The organism is Reichenbachiella faecimaris, assembly GCF_900176375.1.
Classification (GTDB): Bacteria; Bacteroidota; Bacteroidia; order Cytophagales; family Cyclobacteriaceae; genus Reichenbachiella; species Reichenbachiella faecimaris.
Map to the genome: position 1 here is coordinate 101,957 of NZ_FWYF01000001.1, position 25,292 is coordinate 127,248.

Consider the following 25,292-nt stretch of genomic DNA (forward strand, 5'->3'; position numbering starts at 1 on the left):
TATGGGTTAGTTCTTAATAAACCTTGAATTGATTGTTGCTTTCTCTGTCAGGACAGATACAATATATACGCCTGTTTTTAGATTTGATACGTCAATGCCATTGTCTGTAATTTTCACATCACTAACGTAAAGCCCACTTACCGTCAAAATCCGAATAGAGACCAAATCTGCTGGTGTATTCACATAAAGCATGGTACTTGCAGGGTTGGGGTAAATGTTTGGTTCTTGAGTAGGTTCAAATCTTTCAACCAAAGATTGTCCTCTTGCTGATGAGCTGTTGAGACAGAAGTTCGTAGCCTGAGAACTGGTGAAAGCGCCACCTGATGCCAATAAATTGCTACTTGCATCTTCTAACGCGTAAGAACCATTGCCATAGCTACAGCAAATACCATCACCATAAGAATCATTGATTGTAAATGTGTAACATCCATCTTCCAAACAGCTGGTATCAATCTTAGTTGTGTTTTTGTCACCATTTGTATATGATCCACCAGACATCACTGTACTGCCAAGATCATCAGTGATAGACCACGAAGTTTCTGCTGGATAGTTATCTAATGTCAGTGTCAAAGTAACATCAGTGCAGCCACCACTAGCTCCAGATGATAGATTCAGTTTATCAATAGCCATATCACTGGTATAACTCGAATTAGTAGTGCCTACAAATCTAAGCTGTACTGATCCGCCAACATAAGCTGCCAAGTCAATAGAAGCATTTGACCAAGCATTTCCTTGATTGCCAGAAAGACTCCAAAGTGATGCCCAAGAACTTCCGTCAACACTGGCCTGAAGGTTGAGGCTTCCCATGGTACTGCCATACATGTGGTAGGAGAAACTGAAAGTAGCGGCAGATTCGGCTGAAAGATCATAACATGGGCTACTGATTGTAGCTACCTTGTTAGGAAATCCTGTACCATTACCTGAAGACTCTACATATAGATAGTTTGACCCTTCAGTTGCTGAAGATGGCCCAGTGCTACTTGAAGGAGTACCACTCGCATCTACAGTCCAATCTAAATCGTCAGCAGTACTCTGTGTCCAGGCACCAATACCACTTTCAAACCCTTCTGAATAAGGAAAAGAAGAAACTCCACCAACACATCCCGTCACAGGATCCAATGTGTTTGCACTTGTGCTTCCAGTAGCAGACTCATTAGCTGCTGCATCCACAGCACTTACGGCTAGTGTATAGCTTGTACCTGCAGTTAGTCCAGTGAATGCATAAGAAGTTCCAGTGGTTGTGCCATCCAAACTTCCGTCCAGATATACGTTGTAACCTGTGACTCCTACGTTGTCAGTAGAAGCGTTCCAAGTAAGATCCATTGACGTTTCTGTAATATTGGCTGTGGCCAATCCACCAGGAACACTTGGGGCTTCAGTGTCAGCTGTCGCATTTTGAATATTTACAGTATAATCCTCTACTTCACCATAGTCAAATGATTCACAACTTGATGGTACACCATTGTATTTCATAGAAACTCTTAGTCTTGTATTCCCTACAGCTGCAGACCCAGGTACAGTGAATGAACCACCTACAGGTGTAGTTTTTGAGGCAGATGCAGACCATACTTGTTCGCCCGAATCCGTGAAATCACCATCCTGATTGTAATCAATCCATACTGCATAGCCTTCATTATATACCGTCCCTGTCCATGTAGGAGTTACAGTAATGGTGTTAGCATCACCAATGATTAGGTTGGTGCTGAAGTTGGTGTGATCTGCATATCCACCAGAGCCAGCACCTGTGCTATTGTCAATGCTACCCAGCTGAACTCTGCCAATGTATTCATCACTGGTATTGTTGCCATTGGACGAACAATAGTTTAACTGAACCTCAGTAGTAGTGAATACCACAGACGAACTATAGCTAGAATTTGAACTTGTACATACACTTCTTACTTGCGCTTCGTATTCAGTAAGAATAGACAATCCAGTAAGCGAAAGACTGTTGCTGCCAGCAGATGTAGTGGTCCAAGTTGAAGTGCCAGTTGCACGATGTCTCACCTGATAAGAAGCACCTGCTACAGCATTCCAATTAAGGGTGGCCGTAGTAGATCCTACGCTAGATGCAGCCAATCCTGTTGGTACAGTTGCGTTACACGCAATAGCTCCTTCAATAGAGAAGTTCGTATTAGAGATATCATAAAAGATGTTATCAGCTGCTGCCACCATTACTCTACATGAAGTAGAAACATTGTTTGGTACAGTAATGTTGGCAGAACCATCATTGGCTGTATTTGACAATAGTGTGATTGGGTAGGTGTATCCTCCATCTGTTGATAATAAGATATTCACATTCGCACAGTTGATTGGAGAAGAACCAGTTGATCCCACATTCCAGGTCACGGTTTCTGTCTGGCCTACATTCCAAGTCACGTTTGTATTAGGTGCAGACATGGTAAATGGAGTGACATTAACTACAGTAACAGTCATTAAATCATCATCTGTTTGTCCACCTCCTGCTTTGTTGTCCCTCACGGTAAGTGCAAATTCCATACTTCTGGCTACAGATGGTACCACTTCCCAAGTAGGCGTAAGGTTGCCAGCTACTACATCAGAAATCTGTGGCATGTATCTGTCAGGAGAAGTTGTTCCTTCCTTAGATCTAAACATAGGGCCAGAAGTTCTGGTCGAAGAAGGAGCAGAATTAGAATTTGGATTCTCTGGATCATTTTGCTCCCATGTGTAAGTAATAGCATCACCATCAGGATCAGAACCCTGACCTCTCAAAACAAAAGCGGTTGATTTAGGGATTGAATAGTTTGCTCCTGCATTCGCAGAAGGAGGGTTGTTCGAGATGTTGGTGATTTGTGCACACGTTGAGCTTGTGCCAGTTTGAATATTAGATGATATATCTCTAATGTTTACATAGTTGAAATAGGCATCACTGTTGTTTTGTACATTGGCAGAGCAGATACCTGCATAACCCATGATTGAGCTACCACTACCTGGTTCAACTTCTGTAGCGCCACTGCCACTTCTACAACTTGAGTTGCTTTGCGTGTGATAACCACCAAATTGATGTCCAATTTCATGGGCTACATAGTCAATGTCAAAGGCATCACCCGTTGGGTTTGATCTACCTGTATAACCACTTCCTTTGCTACCACTAGTACAAACGCAGCCAATACAGCCAGCATTACCTCCACCAGTGGTGTTGAAGTTGTGACCGATATCATAGTTGCTATCACCAATAGCCGCATCAATGACTTGTTGTGTTTTGTTATTGTATTCATTCGTCCATGGATCAGAGTTAGTAGCGCCATAATACATGATGGCGTCATTGTTTGCGATTAGTTCCATGGTGATAGCTAAATCGCGTTCATAAACACCATTGACTCTGGTCATGGTAATGTTCATCTGTGCCAGAATGTTTGCTATTTTTTGCGCATTGGTTCCTGATCCAGCAAATATATTTCCGTATTCTGCTGTACATGACATAGCCAATCTGTACTTTCTAAGTTTTTTGTCATTGGTACGTAGAGAGCTGCCATTGCCATCATTCATTAGGGATGGCAAGTCTATTTCCTCATCTGTCATGCATTGAAATTCTGAAACCAGATTGTCAATGTTTTTACGTGCATAAACACGGTAACTTTTAAGGTCTTCAGTAGTAGGATCTATGTAGCTCAATCCCTTCGTTCCAGAAAGGATCATACCATGGAATCCTTTCTGATCAGATAAACTGAACCTGATAGTAGCACTTGGATCATCAATACCTTGTCCTGCATACGATTTTATACCTGGGTATTTAGCAGCAAGATCAGGATGCATCACAGAAGCTTCCACGACTCTGAATGCCTCAATGGTGCCATCAGCAGTAGGAAAACTAATCATGTGATTGGTACGACCGTTTGAGTTTTCTCTACTCGTAACATGGGTCAGGTTTTGCTTTAGCGCATCGAGATCAAGGTCATATACCTCAGATTGTGTGGTTTTTACCCTGGAATTCAGGGTGTTTCCAGTAGGACTACTGGATGTCCAGCTATTGTTTTTGGTCTGGGCAAAGCCAGTTCCAAAAACGAGTGGAAAAATTAGCATTAGTAAAGCTTTTCTCATCTTAAATGGGTTTAGATAATAAGAATAATTAGTTAGTAATAGTTGTTGAGTATTAAGAAATGACCATCCTTATTGAATTGAGCTTTTGATTGAAACAACATAATTATTGTTTCAATGAAGTTCTTTTCGTCATTTGAAATTATGATTTTATAAAGACGGTATTTTCCTCTTGATGCGACCTGGCGCATGGTAGAGTATTTCAAGAAGAATGAGGGGATAAGTCTATACGACCCACTCTTGACTGCAGTATATCTCAAGATTGTGATTCTGCAATTGACGACTAGCGGAGTTGGGGTAGAATAGCTTTCTCATCGGGTAGTTGCTTTGTGTTAAATGGCATATTCCATAGAATATTTCATTTAGGTAGGTCAGGCAAAGTCTTTTCACGGCCGGTTAGGTTGTTTAAAGAATAATATTTTGGTTAACGAAACCCCGAATATATGTTTAGCATTTTAATAAAGCAAATTTGTTTTCAAATACTGCGAGGTCTAAATAGTACTTAATCAAGTTTATATACTATATAATTGTGTTAGAATGAATTTAATATTTAGGATTAAAATTAAGCCCAATTGGCCTTCAATATTTGAATGATAGGCTTTAATAGATGATAGTAGTAGTTATATGTAGAAACATTTATCCCTGCATTTTGAGTTATAAATGAATTGTATAATTGTGATTCTTTCTTTGAAAAAAATATTTTGTAGATAAGTGTTACTTTAGGAATTTTATGTTTAAAAGTAAGCAAATGAATCAAGGCGAAAACAATTTCATGAAGGAAGCCATTCGACTTTCTATTCACAATGTCGAATCTAATGCTGGAGGCCCCTTTGGTGCGGTGATAGTGAAAAATGGAGAAATAATTGCCAGAGGTACCAATCAAGTAACAGCCAACAGTGATCCTACTGCACATGCTGAAATGGTAGCCATAAGAGCAGCTTGCCAATCCTTGGGCACTTTTCAACTTGATGGATGTGAAGTGTACACCAGTTGCGAGCCCTGTCCCATGTGCTTAGGTGCAATTTATTGGGCTAGACCCGACAAACTATACTTTGCAAATACCAAAGCAGATGCAGCTGCTATTCAATTTGATGACCAATTTATCTATGAAGAATTGGCCAAACCAATTACTGATCGAAAGCTATTCACACGTCAGCTGATGCAGAATGAGGCCTTAATTGCTTTTACCAAATGGACTGAAAGTCTGAACAAAAAAAGCTATTAATAGTTCAGCGGATGATCTAGCGTTCGGTATAAAATCTTTCTTGCATTATTTTTTCTTAGCTCCATTTGTATGTCTCCAATAAGTCCCATATCCACATGTTCATCCGCTTTGAGCATGACGATCAGCTGATCTTTGTAAACTTCACCTAGGTCTGACTTTTGTTCTTGCACCCATTGTGCAATTTGATCTAGACTGATCAGTTTGTTATTAGCTGAAATCCTTGGCGAAGCACCAAGTTTTGAGTCTTTAGGAATGCCTACAAAAAGCTCTTTGATTAAGAATTTCTTATCCACTGATGTAAGTGAATGTGCATTTGGAATTTGAACATTCAATTGCTCTTCATTCACTTTAATGGTAGCTGTTACCATAAAAAAGAACAATAATAAAAAGACAATATCCGGCATAGAGGCGGTTGATATTTCTGCAGTAGCTGCTGTTTTCTTTCTGATTTTCATAATTATTTAAGTTTATCTGGGTCTGCAATTGAAATGTTCATTGGAAATGCCTTTCGAGCCTTTTGATATAAGGCCAGCTCGGAGGGATTGGCTTTGCTGAGTTTTCTAAACTCATCTGAACTGAGTCCAACACTCTCTCCATATAGCTGATAGTAAGATTCTTTGATAAGATCAAGTACGGATATAAATGATGCATATTGAGCACCACGCTGTGTTTTAATAGAAATAATTGCTTTTTCAGGACTTTCTGAAAGGGTAGGGTTTGAGTTTGGGTTTTTAACAAAGCTTTTAATTTCTTCTACCAAACCAGATAGGTCAGACCTGACTTGACCCTCAATTAAATATTGATTTTTTGAGTTGATAAGTACTTTGAAGAGATTTCGCTCATGAATGGGTGTTTCAGTGGGCTCTAGGTCAGTAGGCAGTTGGAGCATAAGGCCTTTATCTTGGAGTAGACGGGTGCTTACCAGAAAGAAAATAAGAAGAAGGAAGGCAATGTCCGCCATTGAGCCAGCAGATACCTTAGGTTCTAATTTTGGTTTCTTGAGTTTCATAAGTGTTAGTTTTTACTTTATATAATCCGTAGCATGTGAAATAGTCACATCATTCATTTAGTCTTCATTTGTGAAACAAATAAAAACTTGTTACGTTTGGTCTTCAAAACAGAAACAAATAAATCATGAAAGGATCAAATCTGGGCGAGTTTCAGGAAGTGGTATTGTTGTCCATTCTCATACTGGACGATGAGGCTTATGGTTTGAAAATACAGCAAGAATTAAGTTCAAGGCTCAAACGTACTTTGAGCAGGGGAGCGCTACATACGGCATTGACTAGATTAGAAGAGAAGGGATTTATCACTTCACATACAGGTGGCGCCACTGCAGAAAGGGGTGGCAGAAGAAAGCGCTATTATACGTTGACTAATGCTGGCAAAGAAGCACTCAAACAAGCCCGTGAGCTGCGCGATGAGATGTGGAGCTTGATACCCAAACTCAGCTTATCATGATTCCTTCTCATTTACCCAGATGGTTTGCTCGATTCTTCGAATGGTTCTGCAAATCTGACTTGTACGAAGAGTTGCAAGGGGATCTAGAAGAAGCTTTTATCGAAAATATTAATACTCACGGCGTAGCCAAAGCGCGTCACATCTATCGACTAGAAGTCTTTAAAATGTTAAGACCATCAGTTGTTGGATTCGGTCAATTTCACTCAAAATTTAACCATTTTATTATGTTCAAAAATTATTTCAAAACTTCCATACGGAGTTTGATGAAGAACCCACTCAGTTCATTTATCAACATCTTTGGTTTATCCGTAGCTATCGGTATTTGCCTCATTGTGTATGCTTTTATCGATCAGGATATTAGCGTGGATCAATTTCATGAAAACAAACATCAAGTCTATTTAGTGACCGCATTTGCAGATCGGGATGGCGAAGAACTTCAATATGGACAGTCACCATTGCCACTTGCTACGCACATGACTGCGGACTTGCCTCAGATTAAGAAAAGCAGTAGGGTGCAGGATATCAATACTATAGTCAAATATGAAGATCGGGTATTCCATGAAAGGATTCGCCTCGTAGATCCCGCTTTTCTGGATATGCTCACCTTCCCGATGCAATGGGGGAGTCCAGAAACACTCCATGACCCTTCAAGTATCATCTTAAGTAATGACATGGCGATCAAATATTTCGGAGACCTCAATCCTGTTGGAAAAGATTTATTAATCACTTTTGGTAATGATAAAACGAAATCCTTTGCCATCTCAGGGGTAGCTGAACCTTTTCCGAAAGCCCATGCCATAGATTTTGATTTCCTCATCAAATTTGACAATATAAAACAAGCTACTGATAATTATGATGAAGACAATTGGGATCAGTTGATTGCAGCTACATTGATTCAAATCAATCAGGTTGCCGATGTAGATTTGGTAATTGACCAGTTGGATCGCTATAGGAAATTACAAAACGAATCCAATCCTAAGCAAACCATTAATGCAGTTTCATTGGTGTCATTGGCTGATCTGCATATGGTCTCAAATGATATTCAGAATGGCATTTCTTATGGTGTTCGCAAAGAAGGCTGGGTCATCTTGTCTATAATGGCAAGCTTTGTGATGCTGGTAGCCTGCATGAATTATATCAATATTGGTATTGTATCCGCAGCGAAACGACTCAAGGAAATTGGGGTACGCAAGGTGATTGGTGCTAACCGTAGACTCGTTCTGGTGCAGTTACTTACTGAAAATATTTTGCTGACCAGTTTTGCGCTTTTGTTTGGTTTGTTTTTGGCCTACAGCCTCTTCATTCCTTGGTTCAATAGTCTTTTTGGCCGTGGATTGGAACTCGTACTTACCCAGCCTACGCTCTGGTTATTCTTAGGAAGTATGCTTTTGATCACAGGTTTGGGGTCTGGTATTTATCCGGCTTTGTACATTTCTAAATTTCAAGTAGTGGGTATTTTTAGAGGGTCCATACCATTAGGTAAGAAAAGCTTCATAACTAAGGCCTTTTTGACTTTTCAGCTGATACTGGCTTTCATTACTATTTCAGGTGGTGTTTGGTTTACCCAAAATAATGCCTATCAGGCGACTAGAAGCTGGGGATACGATGCTGAAAAAGTGCTGTATGTGGATGTGCCAGATCGTTTGGCATTTGAGCAAATGCACGCCGCCATGTCACAAAACCCAGATGTAGTCTCCATCTCGGGCTCTACCCAGCACATGGGCCACCATATTCCGCAAAAGAGTATCTCACGTCCAGATCGAGACTATACAGTCGGTATGATGAGGGTTGGGAGTAATTACTTACATACCATGGGTATAGAACTGATGACAGGTAGGGTTTTCGAAGATCATAGCGAACAGGACAAACAAAAAATTCTAGTGAATGAAGAGTTTGCCAGTAACCTGATGATGGATGATCCGATAGGAGAAGTGATCAAAGTGGATAGTGCCAGGTACGAAATCATAGGAGTAGTCAAAAGCTTTCATAATCGTGATTTTGATATCAAAATCCAGCCCATTGTATTTAGTCTCACGGATACAAACGATTTCAGATTCTTATCTGTGAAAGTCAGCGAAGGCACACAGCCGGAAGTTTACCAGGCGCTACGAGAGCAATGGATAGCTAATTTACCTAACACACCATTTCGTGGGGGCTATCAGAGCGGCGTTTTCAATGGCTATTTTGAGTACCTCGACAGTAGTGCGGAATTCATGCGGGCGCTGGCCTTTGTGTCTATTTTGCTGGCTAGTCTGGGCTTGTATGGATTGATTACGCTCAATGTATCCGGACGTATCAAAGAATTTAGCATCCGCAAGGTATTAGGTGCCCGTTTGAGTCATATCGCAAAAATTATATCTACTCAGTATGTGCCTCTATTCACTGTTTCAATGCTACTGGGAGCGCCTTTGGGCTATTGGCTCATCCAAAGTTTATTTGATACAGTATTTGCTTACCACATGCCAATGAACTATATAGGCTTGATCATCTCAGGTGTGTTTCTGGTAGCGGTTTTATGTATCGTGACTTGGGTGCAGGTGCGTAAGCTTTCTCAATCCAATGCTGCCGATGGCTTGAAGGTTGAATAGGCTGATTTCCAAACCTATAAGGTTTTTAAAACCTTATAGGTTTAATTCTCCCAGTGATCTAAAAGTTCTGCTGTATTTTCAACATGAAATTTCACATATTCATTGATACCTCCGAACCATTTTAGCACCTTAGTTCTTGTCAACAGTGTTGGTTTATTTGAGATATGGGAAGGATAGGAGCTGTGTGGTCAATCGTTCAGATTTTGAGTAAATCCGTGTTTGATCGGGTTTTGATGAATGTAATTAATGACTGTTGTGAGATGCCTGTCAGTTTCTATTTCAAATCGTTTGGTATAGTCTACCCAAAGTGCTCCTTTTCGTTCATATTTTTTATTGTATGCCTTAGTATAAGCGTTCAATAGATTACTTATTTGTTGCATGATCAGCTTATGAAAATCGCCCTTATACTTTTGATGCTTTTGGAGCACTTCTTCGCTATGCGTTCTGATGCGGATGTGAATGTGATTGGGCATTAGGCAGTAACAAACCGTGTCCGATACTGAAGAAATATAGTAGGCGTACTTTCTTAAAAAGTAGTGATAATTCTCATCCGTTCGGAAGAGACTCTCATCACCTACAGCGTGATTGACAAGGTGATAGAAGATGTCTGGTTGGAATTTTTCTAGGCCTTTCATTTTCTGATTTCGAAACCTATAAGGTTTTAAAAACCTTATAGGTTTGGTATTGGATCAATTTCTTTAATTTTTCACATAAAGCCAAACAGATCATATTTTGGTGTATTCAATTAGCTTCGGCAGAGCTTCTTTTGCGATTGACCAACCAAACAAAAAACAATATAATCACCACCAGCCAGCATATCGTAGTTATTCCACTTTTCAATTGAGTAAAAAGACTGGCGGTTTGAATGGTACCTGCTGATATTTGGGATGTATTGGTAATCATTAGGGCTATGGAAACATTCTCTGCATAGTCCAATGCCATAGCCAGGAAGGGCAATAGGTAGAGATGAGAGAGGAGAGGATGAGCCCTCATTTTTATCAAACCAGACAATCGAATAATCAAGGTACTCAGTAGAAGTGCCAGCAAGAAAGGGTAGAGGACATCCAGTAGAAATAGCTGTGGAAACAGATAGAGATTTATGGTAGCTTGATCAAGTTTTTGAAGCATTGCTGTGGCTTCTTCTACGGTATAGCCTGTAGCTTTCAAATCAAAGGCTTCTGTTTCCAATTGGGCATTGATGCGAGGAAAAGTAAATAGCATCATTAGGAGCAGTACCAGATGAGCCACAACGAATAAGACAAGGATTACTCGTTTGGTAGTTAGTCGCTCAAGAATGGAGTAGAGTTTTGTGAGGTTCATTGAATTTAATTGAGAGTGAGTAAAGAAAGGTCAGTTAACATCCGTACCCTAGCCTTTTTTTGGGTGCTATAAATGTATAGGATCGCATTAGCCATTACAAATAATAGGTAAGCTTATGGATGATTGTGTCTCTGAGCTATAGCTTTTTACCGTACGAGAGCAATCAGCTGCTTATAATAAGCATCTATTCTTGCGTACGCTGTACCATCAACTAATAAAATGACAACCATCATGGCGATCGTAGTAATTCCAATCGCTCGCCAAGTGGGTGTATTGACGAAAACAATCAATAAGGCAGCTATGACGATAATAATAGGAACAACCTTAAAAACCACTGTGTATTCTTTTAAAGTACTCTCCACACGAGCTATTTCTGAGTCTGCGAAAGCAGAAGCATCTTGATGGTATGCTTTTTCAAATTGGTTGATTCTTGACTTGTTGGTGAAAAATAGTCCGAGCCCTATAGTCATCAGTAAACTGCCTGCTACCAGCATAGGGATAATGTATGCCTTGGCCAATTCGGTTTTGCCGAGTTGCCAAAAACCTGCACTGGCGGCTAAAAATAAAATGGCAAATAGGATAAAGAATCGTGTGGAGAATACCTCCGCTTTGGCCCACTCTTGAGCCACTTTTAAAAGTTCCATTGATTATTGTTTTTCATTTCTGTCTTGTTTCAATTTATGTGAAACAAAGATCAAGAGAAAGAAAACTTATGACTTTGCTCAAAAGTCGTTTTTACTTTGTTTAAAAGTTGGGTGATTGTTTAGTTGGGAAAGGATATGTGAAGGTGGTATAATGATCAGCTTTGAACGAGTGGCTAATAGAAAGCTATAAACTCACGTTACGTACATGTCGCGCCTACGGGACCTGGTGAGTTAAAATTATAACTTGTGATGGACTTTCCAATCCTCACTAAAATATCATGACCGATGAAACCCCATTCATTCACAGCATCTGTTATAGGCTTTTTATTTCGATAAATCCATTTTTAATTGTTGCAGCAACAGTTTCTATATTCGGGTTAATTTCTTTTATCTCTTTTGAAAGTTTTTCGATTTTTTTGCCTGTTACTTTCCAGCCAAATATAACTTTCGATATTCTACGTTTATCTATTTCTTTAATGAACAATTTCCCATTCTCAAATTGAAGTGTTGTACAACTAGCTAGATCTACAACAATCCTTTTTTCGGATTCATATCCCCAGTCTTTGTCTTTCTCAAAGAATACGGAATGATATGAGCCTCTCTCAAAAGTAACTCCTGATCTTACTAGTTTATAATCTACATCTTTGATTTGGTTCAATATTCCTGTTCCATCCCCTAAAAATTCGTTTTCCAAATCTTCGAATTCAATTACAAATCCCGATGCATTGTTGGCATAGTGTGCCCACATCGGTAATGAATTGTTTCTGGTCGAAATACAAAAAATTCCACACCTTGAAGACATTAACTCAACGGTTTTATCAAACATTTTCTTTAGGTAATCGACATTATCATAAACTGAAAGTTTTACAATAGAATTTGCTTGTTCAATTGATTTAGGAGCACTTATAACCATAGTCTCAGGTGACAGTTTTCCGAATAGTCGTTCCTGATTGTTTAAATCTTCAAGGTCTTCATGGTTGTATCCGTTCTTCCTTTTGTCCTCTAAAGATTTCAATAACTCATCTTCGTAGATTCTGGGAAGTAATTCTGTTGGGTCGTTCAAACTTTCAAGTGTCGCAAATTTTATTTTGCCATCAATAATGTTCTTGACTGCATCTTCTGATGATACATATTTGTATAAATTCATTTCGTCAGTCTGAATTGCCTATAACATTCGAATAAAGTGCACTATGCGCTTTACCAGCCTAATATGGTTGATTTAATCACATATCCCAAATAGTTTCCTCATCATAAAGGATAAAAACTAAAATTATTTTTTCTGAAATGAAACCTTATTTACTTTTGAGGTGTATTAGTATGATAGTACACTAATTTACTTCAAGAAAAGTATGGTACATATTGAAAATGTTTCTTTTGGATATCCTTCCAAACCGCAGCTCTTTGAGGACTTGAGCGTGTCTTTGCCATTGGGAAATATCTATGGGCTCCTGGGTAAGAATGGGGCAGGGAAGTCCAGTTTGCTCAAACTGATTGCTGGCTTATTGTTTCCTAGAGCGGGAAGTTTGCATGTCGGTGGATGTCTACCAAAAGAGCGGCATCCCGAGTTTCTCAGCGAAATCTATTTGGTAACTGAGGAGTTTGAAGTGCCCGCCATGGGGATGAAACGATTTGTGGATTTGTACAGTCCGTTTTACCCCAGATTCAATCAGGCGTTATTTCAAACGTATTTGAACGAATTCAGCTTACCGACTGATGAAAAGCTGACCGCATTGTCGTACGGACAAAAGAAGAAGTTTCTACTGTCGTTCGGTTTGGCTACTGATTGTCAGCTTTTGATTCTGGACGAGCCCACGAATGGGTTGGACATCCCATCCAAGAGTCAGTTTCGCAAAGTAGTAGCCAGTGCCATTCACGAGGAGCGAAGTTTTATCATATCCACGCATCAGGCGCGAGACATGGAGAATCTGATCGATCCGATCATTATTCTGGATGAAGGCCAGATCGTCTTCTTTGAAGACTACGAGCAAATATCAAAGAAGCTAACTGTAAGCAAAGTCAAGACCCTTCCACCGAGCGACCAGGTAGTGTACTCCGAGTCCAACTTTAGTGGCTACACCGTGGTAGAAGAAAACAGGAGCGATGTGGAGTCCAATATGAATCTGGAGATCCTATTCAATGCAGTGGTAAACAACACGAAAAAAGTGCAAGAAATATTCAAAAATCAAACGGTAGAAGGATGAGTCAATATTTTAATATCCATCGGTTTTTGAAGCTGCTCAAGCTGGAGTTGTTTAGGAGTTTTAGAGGCATATTCATGACCTTTGAGATCACTTTCGGTATGCTCTTTTTTGTCGGGTTGCTCATGTCCATCATCGTAGAGGACAGCATGGTCTTCTTTGAGCATACGGGTGGTTATGCTTTTACATTGATTATTGGAGGATTTGTGCTTAGTTCACTGGCTTTCAATGATTTAAGTAACTCACTTAAAAGCTGCAATTACCTTACTTTACCTGCTTCTACTTTCGAGAAGTTTCTATCCATGTGGTTGTTGACTTCTGTGGGGTGGATAGCCTTTTTCAGCTTCACCTACTATTTGTATACTGTATTTGTCGCCAATCCTATCGGGACTATGATCGATAGTAATATGCGATTTGAGGATTTTGATCCACTGAGTCCGTTTGCAGTTTCGGTGATGAAATACTACTTCATATTACAAGGTCTGTTTCTGTTAGGCGCAGCACACTTCAAAGGTTACGTGTTTCCGAAAACTATTTTCACCGTAATCCTGATGGCTATTGTAGTTGGTACGCTATTCTACCTGATCATGGGTGATTTGATGCAGGATGATCAGGAGTGCTTATCTGACAATAATCCGTTGGTGGACAAGCCCATATACAAAATTTGGCTGTTGGCACAGTGGATTTTTTGGTGGTTATTGGCTCCGTTTTGTTGGGTGGTGACCTATTTGGGATTGAAAGACAGGGAGGTGTAAGATGGAGTTTAGAGACGATCAAGCTATATATCTCCAAATTGCCGATCACTTCTGTGAAACCATCCTGTTGGAAAAATGGAAACCAGGAGATCGGATTCCATCAGTCCGAGAAATGGCGGTAAGCATAGAAGTAAATCCCAATACTGTGATGCGGACATTTACCTATCTACAAGAAAAAGGAATTATCTATAACAAGCGAGGCATAGGCTACTTCGTGTCGGAAGATGGCAAAATCAAGACCAACGCACTGAGGAAGGAGGACTTTGTTACCAGTGAATTGCCACGATTGTTTAAAGCCATGGATTTACTTCATTTATCCATAGAAGACATTTCGAAGTACTACCAGCAGCATTTGAAAGAAACTCAAAAGAACTAACCAAAAAACTTAAGACGATATAAACCATGCAAACCAGTAAGAAAGTATTAATCACCACCGTAGGAATTCTCTTGGCACTATTTATCAGCAGTCTGATGGTCATGCGCAGTGATGTGCAAGCCATCTATGCGAGTCAGACCGCCGATGTGCAAATGACCGCTGTACCTGTAGAAGCATTTGGCGTGTTACACTTTGCAGGCCATTGGAATGTGCAGGTCCGGCAGGGTAGAACGTACCAAGTGGAAGTGGCTTTCGATTCTCAGAATCGGTATTTACCTCAATTAGAAAATAGAAACGACACCCTTCATTTCTTGATCAAAGGGGATAGTTCCATAGCAGTGAAAGCCAAAGTGATCACGCCAGTATTGCGCGGGGTCAAGGCCGAAAATGCTTATGTCACACTTAAAAATTTTCAATTAGACTCCATGACTATTAAACTAGATGCAAGCCATTTGACTGGAAAAGAAAACAAGTTCATTTATACCTCTTATGAAACTATCGGAAACTCCAAAATAGAATTTTTGGATGACCCTTATAAATAACAGATTAACAATAGAAAATATAAAACCATGAAAGATAAATTCAAATCATCAAGCTCAAGCGGCAGTTGCTTTTACTTCTTAGGATTCTTTGGCGCTGCCTATTATTTTATTTCTACAGCCGCTGGATTTTGGCTGGGCGTAGGAGGCTTCTTCAAGGCGGTCGTTTGGCCTGTATTCTTCGTATATGAAGCCTTTCGTTTTCTTGAAATATAATACCATGGAAGTATTAGTATTTAGAACTGATATTAAAACCCGTAAACGAATGGATCAATTCGCTTGGGTTTTCAATCAGCATCCATACATCATTAATTGGAATGTTGATCTTCAAGATATTGACAAAGTGTTAAGGGTGGAGGCCTCTAATAGCTTATCAGAAGATGATGTCATTGATATGGTACAAACCTTTGGTTTCAGTTGTGAAGCCCTGACAGATTGACGACGTGAGCTAAGGTAGTAAGGCAAAACTATCTACCATCAGGTCAGAGAAATAATGACCATTGAGTTAGATCAGTAAAACGTAATCTCGCAATCTGGAACCAACAATTGGAAGTCATCTATTTTAGATTGGCTTATGCGCGTATTGTTGCAAGTCAAAGTCTTGATTCTCCTCATCCCAGCTAGTCTATCAAGTCTCCAAATACGTGTGTTACTGATGTCTAGCGTTTCCAGGTCTACCAACTTTTCTATGCCCCTCAGGTTTTTCAAACCCGTACGAGAGCAGTTGAGATGTTTGAGTGAGCTTAAATAATACAAATCTTTCAGATCCTCTATAGCTGTGTTAGAAATATTGAGGGATTGCAATTGTCTGAGCTGATCTATACCCTCAAGACTTTGTAAAGGACCATTGGTGTAGGTCAATGATCTCAAACCCTGGTGTCTGTATAATTCTTTCAAATTTGTCAGTGGCAATTTGTCTAGCGTCACAGATTTGAGATTGATGAAGGTCTGAAGAGGGGCTAAGGATTGAATCTTTTGATTTGAAATTTCTATTTCCTGTTTTTCAATTAATTGATGTAATTCAAAAGAGCTGCTGGAAGATAAATCAAAAGTGCTTTGCCAAGTAGGTGACAAGTTGTTCCACCAGGCGAGCAATGAGTCAGATTGGAAGATGACTACAGTGCCAGGATTGGTGGATAGCAATTCAATCACTTGTTGTTGCCCAATCTGTGTCTTTTCTACATCCAATCTTTCCAATTTGTGCAATTGATCCAGAGAGGTCATATTCTTTAATTTGGATCTACTCAAGTTTAGCACTTTTAGTTTCTTATTGGTTGCTAAATCTGAAGTAGACTCAATGGGTACATGCGTACAAATGAGATACTCCAGATCAGGCATTTCTTTGGCAAAAGCCAAGCTCACAAAATCGTTGTGGCTGATGTCCAGATAGCGCAAACGCTTGAATTTTAACAATGGCTTTTCTATGTAAAGTTTTCGATCAGATATATTCAATGAATCAAGAATAAGAAGTTTAGCCAAGTCTTCCTTGCCCGGTTCTTTGTGACCTATGATTTCCTCGAAAACTGTTTTCCAATTGGTAGGGAGTTCTACCCACCACTTCAGGACTTGCTGGCTATTGGTGACAACCACTACTTGTGGATGACTGGTCATAAAATTATTGGCTGTGACCGCTGTAATACCTGAGAGATCAGCATATACTTTTTTTAGTTTGGGGGTAGCCTCCAGAGCCAGGAGGCTTTTTACCTGTGTTTGATTGATGGACAACTCTTGTAAAGCAGGGTGCTGCTCTAGTCCATTCAAATTAACTATCTGTGTTTCAGATAGGTTGAGTATTTCTACTGCAGGCAAGCTTTGAAAAACAAACAGATGATCAACAAGTGTTCTGGATAAATCTACTTGCTTCAGTCCAGTACTGGAAGCGAGAATGGTAGGGTCATCAAATTTGGTATTCGAGCCATTGATGCTTTGCAATGTTTTAAGTTGTTTTATTGGCTTAAAGTCAGTCAGTTCAGTGCTGGATAAATTCAATTCCTTTAAATCATTGAAGCGCTCTAAAACACTAATGTCGCGTATGTGTGTTTGAGATAAATCTAGCTTGACTAACTGGTCGAAATACTGCATAGCAGAGATGTCTGCTATACTTGTATTAGAGGCATTTAGCTGTTTGAGGTTTCTGGCATATCTCAATGGGCTCAAGTCAGAAATCTTTGTATTGCTGATGTCTAACTTCTTTAAGTTCTTGAGTGCTGATAAAGGTTCTAAGTCCAGAATAAACTGATTTCCTGATAGATTCAAGCTGTCTATAGCTGCCATTTTTCTCAAGACTTTATTTGAAATGGAATCGTGTGGCACATAGTCACTCAAGATATTGACCCAACCAAATGACAGACTTTCCCACCAGAGCTCTAGTTCTTTGTCACGACTGACTTTGGTACTGTAGACACTGGCTATTTTTAAGTCATTGGACTCTTCATTGAGATTGATTTCAATAAATCTTTGTTTGGTGCTGGTTTGTTTTTCGTTTTCAATTGTGGTTCCTTCCAGTGCACTTTCTAAAGAAACCAGATAGTAGAAGCTTTGATTTTCTTTGTCAATTTTTTCGATTTCAATATTGCTAAAGTCAAATTGTATGTCATCAAAGAAAAAGTCCACATCACGCAAATAGGCAGAAACATCCTTGTTGGTAATAACCTTTCTGTCTAGCAATAGATCATCCTCTATTTGCACAAACTGATCTTTAAATACCTTTTTATAACTCTCCTTGATGATTACTTCCTTATCGCGCGTAGAAGTCTTACTAGCCCCAATAGTATTGAGCATGTATTCGTAAAAATTCACAAGGCTGCGCACTTCATCCACTCGGGTAGAGTCCACTGATTCTTGTGCTTGACTAAAAAGAGAAGAAAGGATGAGTATAAATGAAAAGAGGTATTTCATAGTTAGTTTTTACGATAGATATAGTCTTTCATTTGCTGTTTTTGATCCTCATTAGCCAGGGGAACGAGACTTGATATGAGCCAACCTGAATTATATCCTGGTCGGTTAAAATTGGCAATTGAAAAATAATAGCCATCAATGGCAAAAAAGTGAAAAGCAACATTTCGAGCAGATACAAATGTTAAATTGCCTTGATTCAGTTCATACAGAAAAATACTCAAATAATCTGGTTGGTAGTCATCACTCGTGTATTGTTCAGCATGTTTTTGATTGCTTAGTGCTTTGCGCAAAGTCATGAAATCCAACTCATGACTCATAGGATGTAGAAACTGTTTTTCATTGCTAGTATCCTTGTCAAACCATTGGCTCAATTGTCTAAAAGCTACATCCTGTATGACCCATTCATAGCCTTGTCCCTGAGGCTGAAGTTTCATATATAAGGTGCCATTGATGGTTCTCCCTTTGTACTTGAAGGTAGTTTCTACCTCGGCACACCAGTCATCCTGATGAAAGTTCAGAAAGGCTGGAGATTTTTTGTCTGTGACTACTTTTACAAACTCTTTGGCTGTTGTGGCATCCAGCTGTCCAGTTTGGGTGTCGAATAAAACAGGCACATACTTTCTTCTCAAATTGGCGTCACGATACCTTTTATCACTAGGGTAGTAGCGTTTACCATTTTCATCTTCTTCACCATTAAATCTTCTAAAGAATTGATTGATCTGCTTGGTAGAAGCACGGAGTTGTTCTTCTGTGTCCTTCATGTCGTCAGTGAGTCCCTGACCCACTGACTTATGAATTGCTAAAACTGTTAATAACGCGAATAGGAGGGTTCTCATGCAGAAGTTTCTGTTACTCTGATATCTCCCAACATGACATCCCAAAATTCTATGATACGTCCCGCAATCTGAGTTTCCTTACGTTTCACGAATATGGTAATATCCTTTTTAGTGGTGTCCTTATATTCAAGCCGACCATCCTTAGAGGTGCCTTCAAATCGCTGATAGACAGTGATTACACCTACAAAAGTGCCATCAGGTTGTTGCTCAAGATCACTCACATAGTGGATGTCATACCACTGGATTTTAACTTGGTCGTAATTCAAGGCCATTAGCCTTTCAAAGTATGCTCTGACTTTGTAGTAATTGACTTCTTCTCTTTCTAAAGAAGAAACACCCATTTCACTTCCTTCTGCAAAAAGCTCTTCTGCTCTGTCCATGACACGCTGTGCTTCTGAGAACTGGGTATCTTTTTTCCCAATTATGCTAATGTACTTACTCAAATCTTTGACCTTTTCGAGAGCCAATGAATCTATGGCTTGCTTACGCCTGGGGTCAATATTGTTTTGTGCAAATGCGCCTGTCGAAACCAAAATGGCTAACGAGAGCACAGTATATTTTATCAATTGCATGTCTTTATTTCTTTCTGGTTAAAATTTATTTTTTGAGCACCAATTCCTTGATACGTCCATTGGAATCATAAACTACTTCTTCTACTGCTGCTGGCTTACTCTTAGTGTCTTTTAGGTAGTTCAGATATTTACCAATTGTGGTAGGCTCGTCATAATCTGGATTTGCTCCATCATTATAGATTACAATCAATAATGGGGCATCTGGATTATTAAACATGGTCAAAGCCTCATTGATGCTTTTGTTAGCTGCCTCTGTAGAAGAGGCACCACTTACTGCTTTGAAATAGTTGTTCAATTTTTGTTCTTTAGAAACAATTTTCTCCGGAACTCTTACTTCTACTGCTTCCGGAATTTCTTCTAATTCTTCTACTATTTCATCTTCTATAGGTTCTACGTCCTCTACTGGAGTTACTTGTGCCAGGTTCTTTTTGGTCTTGCACGAAGAGGTGCCGACGATAAGAGCCACCAAAATGGCAAGCACAAATGGTGAATTATTCAATATGTTTTTTGTCATGGTTGAAATAATTGAAATGTGTTTTAATATTCATTTGTTCAAACGTGTGCACTATTACAAATAGCGTTCCAGTTCTGACTAACGAGCCATAAATAGTTTTATTTAAAGATAATATTGAAATTTGTAAAGGATGTGGTTCTTGGACTAGGCTTTGGCAGTTTCAATCTGCATTGGGATAGAAACTATGAAAGTTGTTCCTTTTTCCAGTTCACTTTCAACTCTTATTTTTCCACCTAATTGTTGGCACAAGCTCTTAATAATAGAAAGGCCAAGTCCATTAGAAGGCTCTCCACCTGTAGGAGTTGCTGAAAGTCTTGTAAATGGCTTGAACATTTTCTGCTGGTCTGCCGCACTGATACCAGGGCCTTCATCTTTAATGCTCAAAATGAGTTTGTCATCTTCACAGTTGATATTGATATATATGCTAGTGCCTTTCTCAGAAAATTTAATGGCATTTGTCATAAGATTATCCAGAATTCTGGATAGAAGACCAGCGTCAGTCTGTATGGTCAAATCCTGAAATTCATTAGTCAAGACTAGCTGTTGGTTTTTAGCAGCCAGAGATTTTTCAAAGTGTACATTCCAGTTGGTAATGAATTCTGTGAGGTCAATTGTTGAAATTTTTAACTCAGGTTTTTGGTTTTTAGCTTGATTGATGTCAAGAAGATCACGAATCATTTCATTCCCATGTTTTACTACAGTACGAATTTTAATAATGTAGTCCTTTTGGTCATCGCTCAAGTTGCCATCCATGGATACAAGCTGAATTAATCCTTCAATGTTGTTGAGTGGAGTTCTTAAATCGTGAGCTACAATACTAATTATCCCATCCTTCTCTCTGTTTAAGTCAGAGAGTTTGGCAAACGAATTAGTCAAGTGCTCGAAAGCTTCTTCAATCGCAATGTTTTTTACTTTGATTTCCTCGTAAGCTTTTTTAAGCTCTTCAGATTGCTTTTGAAGCTCTTCTTTCTGTTTGGATATTTCTGAGGTTCTTTTTTCTACTTTTTTTTGCAATACGAGTTTTTGAATTTGTGCCCGACGAGTATAAAGTTTGAAAAGGGCATACAGTCCTATACAGCACAACAATACCAAGAGTGCCATATTCAAAATACTGTAGGACTCTAAGGTAGATGTAGTTTCTGTTTGGATTGGTGGGGATAAAATCAGTACAAAATTCAAAATAATCATAGCTTTCCCATCAACTGCAACCCGAAAATTAAATAGGATATTTTTATAAATCCTTTCTCAATATAGAAATTTATTAAATCAATTCGATAAACTAAGTGTCTGACGACTTAGTTATGTTTGAAATCGAATGAGTAAAACTTCTAGATTAAATCATGTCTAGCATTGATAGGATAGGTTTAGGCACTGCAGCCCTAGGCCGACCACAGTATATAAATATAAGATCAAAACCGAATGCACCATTTGATTTTGAAACCTTTAAAAAACAAGGGTTTGAGTTGTTAGATCTGGCATTTGAAAGGGGGGTAAGATATTTTGATACGGCTCCTGGATATGGCATGGCCGAACAATTGATGATTGATTGGGCAAAGAAGAAACAAGATCACTCTATTGAAATTGCAACCAAATGGGGTTATAGTTATGTAGCTGATTTTTCTCCAAATGCCAAGGTTCATGAAGTGAAAGATCACAGCCTTAGACAATTAGACAAGCAATGGATAGCGTCTGAGAAACTGCTTCCTTACTTAACCACCCTTCAGATTCACTCGGCCACTTTTGAAACAGGAGTATTGACTAATGATCGTGTTCTTGAGCGACTATCAGAACTAAAAGCAAAGCATAAGATCAGCATAGGGTTGACCACGACAGGTAGTAGTCAAACAGAGGTGATAAAGGCTGCTTTGGAGGTGCAAAACAATGGTACACAATTCTTTGATACTTATCAGGTTACCTACAACGTATTTGATCAGAGTTTCGCATCTGTAGCGAATGGCCTGAATGGAAAGCGTGTGATCATCAAAGAAGCTTTGGCAAACGGAAGAATTTTTAGAAATGGCAATTATCCAGCGTATAAAAAAGTCTACAGCTATCTGGAAGCTTTGGGCAATAAATACGATGTGGGTGTGGATGCCGTAGCCCTTCGTTTTTGCATGGATAGTATTGATCCCTTTATAGTGCTGAGTGGAGCTTCTGATGGATTCCAATTGGACCAAAACTTAATGGCTTTAACATTCGAACTTGCTCAAGAAGAGATAGGCATGCTACAGTCATTTGCCTTTGAGACAAGTTCGTATTGGGAGGACAGAAAAAAGCTTCCCTGGAATTGAAAAAAAGAAAGTCAAAGATTTTACTTTAAAACCCAAGGACATCTCCTTTGTCATTTGTTTTTTAGCAGGCTATAGTGTAGTGCTTGGGCTTGCATCATGGATGGATTGAGAAAGAAAAGTAAATTTTGATCGGGTTTACCCAGTGCTTCATGTGTAGAGCGCATTTTTATACCAAAATCAAAGTATAAAAATATGTTTAGGTCAATTCTCATTTTCGTTATTTCATTTTGCTTATATGCTCCACTTTTCTCGCAACCTAACTCTGGACAAATTGTTCAGTCCTCTTTTCAAAAAATCAACTCAGAAAGTCTAGACGAGGCGATTGCTGATCTTAATGCCATACTTGTAGACGATCCAGATCATGTGGGTGCCTTAGGGATGCTAGGGCTGGCATACAGGAGAAAACAGGATTATAAAAAATCCGTGAAGTATTACAAAAAAGCAGCTGAAGCCCAACCAGAAAACTCACAAGGACAATTCAACCTTGGCGTAGCTTATGCTTTGGCAGAGAATAAGGACCTGGCTTTTGAGACATTAATGAAAGTAAAGGAGAGTAATACATTCAATATTACCAACGTGGGTTTGAGCCCAGCTGCTCAGATTCTAAAACCTGATCCCAGATTCAAAAATCTATTTCCAACTCCTGAGGAGTACTCAAATCCGTTTGTGGAAGCTGGTGCTGAAATTATTCATGATTGGAAGGGAGAAAATGTCAGAGATCAGTTTGGGTGGATTGGTAGAAACATTGGAGATGTGGACGGAGATGGTGTAATGGATATTACTTCTTCTGCCCCAACTAATAATGATGGAGCAGTTGGAGCTGGAAAAATCTATGTTTATTCTGGAAAAACTGGCAGGCTTATATGGGCCTATGCAGCCAAGGATGCCAATGGCCAACTGGGTATGAGCATTGAAGCTGCTGGCGATGTTGATGGTGACGGCACGCCTGATGTGGTTGCAGGTGCCCCTTATGTAAATAAGACCTGGGTGTTTTCTGGTAAAAACGGGAAGGTACTCTATGAATGGAAAGGTGCTGATGAGAAAGGTGCATTTGGCAGAGGAGTGAGAGGAGCAGGAGATGTAAATAAAGATGGATATGATGATATTCTAATTGGTGAACCTTATCAGATCTGGGGTGGGCCATTAAATAGTACCAAAGTAGAGCATGCGGGAAAAGCCTATTTATATTCTGGAAAGGACGGTTCCATTTTGCAATCATGGAGCGGGGAAAGCATAGGTGACGGTTTTGGAACGGCGCTGGGAGGCAAAACTACTGATGGTGCTTCCATGCTGATGGTAGGTGCACCTGGCGTGACCAATGGTGGGCAAGTGTATGTGTATCAGGGCATGGAAAAGAAACCATTTTTTAAGATAGAACCAGATACAACAGGTCGTCGACTGGGTGGCATGTTTATGTCTGTAGTCGGGGATGTAGATAGAGATGGTGTACAAGATGTCTATGCTTCAGACTTTGCTAATGCAGCTTTAGGAAACTCTACTGGCAGGGCTTATATCCATTCAGGTGCAAATGGTGAGCAATTGATGATATTGACAGGAGAGGCAGCAGGTGATGGTTTTGGTATTGGAGTAGCGGATGCAGGAGATACAGATGGTGATGGCTTTGATGATCTTGTGATAGGAGCCTGGCAGCATGCCTCTGCGGCACCTTCTGGAGGCAAAATCTATCTGTACTCTGGAAAGGATGGCAGCCTTTTGCGAACCTTGACTGGACAGGTGGCTGGCGAAACACTGGGCTTTGATGCTACTGGAATTGGAGATGTGAATGGAGATGGAAAGGTAGACCTACTTCTTACTTCTGCGTGGAGTGCTATCAATGGCTCCCAGTCTGGCCGAATGATGGTAGTGGCTGGTAAGTAGATTATTCAATGAAATAGCTGAGACCTATTGATTAACTTGCGACTTTTTGTAAGAGTTTAGTTACAGGTTTTCATGTCTCAGCTTTCGCTTAATTTGTACGAAATACCATTTGAGGAACTGTTTGGCAGGGTCAAAGAACATTTTCCAAGGTTTCAATATGATTTTGAGAAGCACATGATCAAAATTGAAAACAATCAACGCGATAGGCTGGGATATATTCGGTTGCCCATGCATGTGGTCATAGATGATCAGCTTGAAATATTGAGTGATCAGGCAAGGGTACTCTACGTTAGCATAGAATCAGGTAATGGAGCCATTTGTTTGATGGACGGAAAGATCAACGCTTATCATACCACTTTCTCCGCCTATATGACCAGAAAGAAGCAAGGGGTCAGCCAGATTAAATATTTAAACAAGAAGGGCAAATCAAGAGCTGGATCTAGAGTGAGATTGGCCAAAACGTTAGAATTCTTTGAGGAAATAAATACTACTTTGACTCAAGTATTAAGTCAAAAAAAAGTAGATCGAATAGCAATCAACTGTAGTACTACTTTAGTTCCATACTTACATCAGTCTAAGGTCGCTTGTCCTTTCGGAAAGAAGGATGCACGACTGTACAAAATCCCATTGCACATTTCTCAATCCAATTTCACCCATTTGGATAAGACCATTAAAAAACTCTTGGCTCCCATACTTTTTTATGATTCAAAGTATGATACAGCATTTGAATCATTTCTCTAGATAGGGATTTCGAATAGGACTATGGATCACTCCGTATTTCTGGTAGATTTGACGATCCTAACGTATAGTTTTTAAACAGCTGCCTCATCCTAGGTCAGTAAGTTTTGCGAACTAAAAGTCATTTCGTCGGGAGGTACGGGATGACCCCGAGTTCATAAGTTTACTCAGATATCGGAATTATTCTCGCCACCACTTTACCAGCTGATTCATGACTATTCTCTAGCAGTTGAATAATGGATCAAGCATTAACTGCTTTTGTTAAAATTGATTACTCAAAATTTCTACCACTCAGACTTCTATTCTTGGATTGTCAGCAGCTGATAATTCACTCTGAATAAAAAAAAGCTATTTATATGTTCTAATTTACAGTTCATTTATATTTTGCATTTTAGTAGATAAT

General features: G+C 39.5%; 24 protein-coding genes. 12 read left to right on the top strand and 12 right to left on the bottom strand.

The genetic code is table 11. The features are described from left to right. Positions 1–6: 6 nt before the first annotated feature. Positions 7–4,059 carry a reprolysin-like metallopeptidase gene (locus tag B9A58_RS00395; protein ID WP_084370445.1) on the bottom strand — a complete coding sequence of 1,351 codons (4,053 nt, stop codon included), beginning with the start codon at positions 4,057–4,059 and terminating at the stop codon, positions 7–9. 745 nt (positions 4,060–4,804) lie between these two features. On the opposite strand from B9A58_RS00395, the gene B9A58_RS00400 reads away from it, so the two are divergent. Beyond that, positions 4,805–5,281, top strand: a complete 477-nt coding sequence (locus B9A58_RS00400) for a nucleoside deaminase (protein WP_245826954.1) — start codon at positions 4,805–4,807, stop codon at positions 5,279–5,281. On the opposite strand, the gene B9A58_RS00405 is transcribed toward B9A58_RS00400, so the two are convergent. Together B9A58_RS00405 and B9A58_RS00410 are read right to left on the bottom strand one after the other, a co-directional pair. Further along, the gene (locus B9A58_RS00405; protein ID WP_084370446.1) at positions 5,278–5,736 is read right to left on the bottom strand and encodes an ExbD/TolR family protein; all 459 of its coding nucleotides are present in this window, start codon (positions 5,734–5,736) and stop codon (positions 5,278–5,280) included. The two genes, B9A58_RS00400 and B9A58_RS00405, sit on opposite strands and share 4 nt — an antisense overlap. A gap of 2 nt (positions 5,737–5,738) precedes the next feature. Beyond that, complete coding sequence (locus B9A58_RS00410) at positions 5,739–6,290, bottom strand: ExbD/TolR family protein (RefSeq protein WP_084370447.1); 552 nt, start codon at positions 6,288–6,290, stop codon at positions 5,739–5,741. A 125-nt stretch (positions 6,291–6,415) separates the two neighbouring features. Here B9A58_RS00410 and B9A58_RS00415 point away from each other — a divergent pair, with 125 nt between their 5' ends. Then, on the top strand, positions 6,416–6,742 hold the full coding sequence (locus tag B9A58_RS00415) for a PadR family transcriptional regulator (protein WP_084370448.1): 327 nt from the start codon (positions 6,416–6,418) through the stop codon (positions 6,740–6,742). Continuing rightward, positions 6,739–9,330, top strand: coding sequence for an ABC transporter permease (locus tag B9A58_RS00420; protein ID WP_084370449.1), 2,592 nt, complete (start codon positions 6,739–6,741; stop codon positions 9,328–9,330). Before B9A58_RS00415 ends, B9A58_RS00420 begins: the two co-directional genes overlap by 4 nt. Positions 9,331–9,518: 188 nt before the next feature. On the opposite strand, the gene B9A58_RS00425 is transcribed toward B9A58_RS00420, so the two are convergent. The 4 genes from B9A58_RS00425 to B9A58_RS00440 all read right to left on the bottom strand — a co-directional run bounded on the left by B9A58_RS00425 (position 9,519) and on the right by B9A58_RS00440 (position 12,441). Then, complete coding sequence (locus B9A58_RS00425) at positions 9,519–9,965, bottom strand: hypothetical protein (RefSeq protein ID WP_084370450.1); 447 nt, start codon at positions 9,963–9,965, stop codon at positions 9,519–9,521. A gap of 106 nt (positions 9,966–10,071) precedes the next feature. After that, on the bottom strand, positions 10,072–10,650 hold the full coding sequence (locus B9A58_RS00430) for a hypothetical protein (protein WP_139793691.1): 579 nt from the start codon (positions 10,648–10,650) through the stop codon (positions 10,072–10,074). A gap of 146 nt (positions 10,651–10,796) precedes the next feature. Next, positions 10,797–11,294, bottom strand: coding sequence for a hypothetical protein (locus B9A58_RS00435; protein WP_084370452.1), 498 nt, complete (start codon positions 11,292–11,294; stop codon positions 10,797–10,799). Between the two features lie 313 nt (positions 11,295–11,607). Then, complete coding sequence (locus B9A58_RS00440) at positions 11,608–12,441, bottom strand: DUF2971 domain-containing protein (RefSeq protein ID WP_084370453.1); 834 nt, start codon at positions 12,439–12,441, stop codon at positions 11,608–11,610. Positions 12,442–12,643: 202 nt separating this feature from the next. Here B9A58_RS00440 and B9A58_RS00445 point away from each other — a divergent pair, with 202 nt between their 5' ends. From B9A58_RS00445 to B9A58_RS00470, 6 genes are read left to right on the top strand one after another with little or no spacing between them, the layout of a single operon-like run. After that, positions 12,644–13,495 carry an ABC transporter ATP-binding protein gene (locus tag B9A58_RS00445; protein WP_084370454.1) on the top strand — a complete coding sequence of 284 codons (852 nt, stop codon included), beginning with the start codon at positions 12,644–12,646 and terminating at the stop codon, positions 13,493–13,495. Next, positions 13,492–14,247, top strand: a complete 756-nt coding sequence (locus B9A58_RS00450; RefSeq protein ID WP_084370455.1) for a hypothetical protein — start codon at positions 13,492–13,494, stop codon at positions 14,245–14,247. The genes B9A58_RS00445 and B9A58_RS00450 overlap by 4 nt, the downstream gene beginning before the upstream one ends. 1 nt (position 14,248) lies before the next feature. Next, on the top strand, positions 14,249–14,623 hold the full coding sequence (locus B9A58_RS00455) for a GntR family transcriptional regulator (RefSeq protein WP_084370456.1): 375 nt from the start codon (positions 14,249–14,251) through the stop codon (positions 14,621–14,623). A gap of 26 nt (positions 14,624–14,649) precedes the next feature. Next, positions 14,650–15,165 carry a hypothetical protein gene (locus tag B9A58_RS00460; RefSeq protein WP_084370457.1) on the top strand — a complete coding sequence of 172 codons (516 nt, stop codon included), beginning with the start codon at positions 14,650–14,652 and terminating at the stop codon, positions 15,163–15,165. Positions 15,166–15,192: 27 nt separating this feature from the next. Beyond that, a complete protein-coding gene (locus B9A58_RS00465) occupies positions 15,193–15,378 on the top strand; it encodes a hypothetical protein (protein ID WP_084370458.1) in 186 nt (61 codons plus the stop codon). Between the two features lie 4 nt (positions 15,379–15,382). Continuing rightward, complete coding sequence (locus tag B9A58_RS00470; RefSeq protein ID WP_139793692.1) at positions 15,383–15,601, top strand: hypothetical protein; 219 nt, start codon at positions 15,383–15,385, stop codon at positions 15,599–15,601. Between the two features lie 71 nt (positions 15,602–15,672). Here B9A58_RS00470 and B9A58_RS00475 read toward each other — a convergent pair whose 3' ends face one another. The 5 genes from B9A58_RS00475 to B9A58_RS00495 all read right to left on the bottom strand — a co-directional run bounded on the left by B9A58_RS00475 (position 15,673) and on the right by B9A58_RS00495 (position 20,996). Continuing rightward, positions 15,673–18,060 (bottom strand): leucine-rich repeat domain-containing protein, encoded by a 2,388-nt coding sequence (locus B9A58_RS00475; protein WP_084370460.1) that lies wholly within the window; start codon positions 18,058–18,060, stop codon positions 15,673–15,675. A 2-nt stretch (positions 18,061–18,062) separates the two neighbouring features. Further along, positions 18,063–18,896: a hypothetical protein gene (locus tag B9A58_RS00480; protein WP_139793693.1), complete on the bottom strand. Its 834-nt coding sequence runs from the start codon at positions 18,894–18,896 to the stop codon at positions 18,063–18,065. Continuing rightward, complete coding sequence (locus tag B9A58_RS00485; RefSeq protein WP_084370462.1) at positions 18,893–19,468, bottom strand: hypothetical protein; 576 nt, start codon at positions 19,466–19,468, stop codon at positions 18,893–18,895. Before B9A58_RS00485 ends, B9A58_RS00480 begins: the two co-directional genes overlap by 4 nt. A gap of 25 nt (positions 19,469–19,493) precedes the next feature. Further along, a complete protein-coding gene (locus B9A58_RS00490) occupies positions 19,494–19,982 on the bottom strand; it encodes a hypothetical protein (protein WP_084370463.1) in 489 nt (162 codons plus the stop codon). A 144-nt stretch (positions 19,983–20,126) separates the two neighbouring features. After that, complete coding sequence (locus tag B9A58_RS00495; RefSeq protein ID WP_176214633.1) at positions 20,127–20,996, bottom strand: sensor histidine kinase; 870 nt, start codon at positions 20,994–20,996, stop codon at positions 20,127–20,129. Positions 20,997–21,322: 326 nt separating this feature from the next. Here B9A58_RS00495 and B9A58_RS00500 point away from each other — a divergent pair, with 326 nt between their 5' ends. The 3 genes from B9A58_RS00500 to B9A58_RS00510 all read left to right on the top strand — a co-directional run bounded on the left by B9A58_RS00500 (position 21,323) and on the right by B9A58_RS00510 (position 24,892). Further along, positions 21,323–22,273, top strand: a complete 951-nt coding sequence (locus B9A58_RS00500; protein WP_084370465.1) for an aldo/keto reductase — start codon at positions 21,323–21,325, stop codon at positions 22,271–22,273. Between the two features lie 192 nt (positions 22,274–22,465). Further along, on the top strand, positions 22,466–24,151 hold the full coding sequence (locus tag B9A58_RS00505) for an FG-GAP-like repeat-containing protein (RefSeq protein ID WP_084370466.1): 1,686 nt from the start codon (positions 22,466–22,468) through the stop codon (positions 24,149–24,151). Positions 24,152–24,223: 72 nt separating this feature from the next. Then, on the top strand, positions 24,224–24,892 hold the full coding sequence (locus B9A58_RS00510) for a hypothetical protein (RefSeq protein WP_084370467.1): 669 nt from the start codon (positions 24,224–24,226) through the stop codon (positions 24,890–24,892). Positions 24,893–25,292 lie beyond the last annotated feature (400 nt).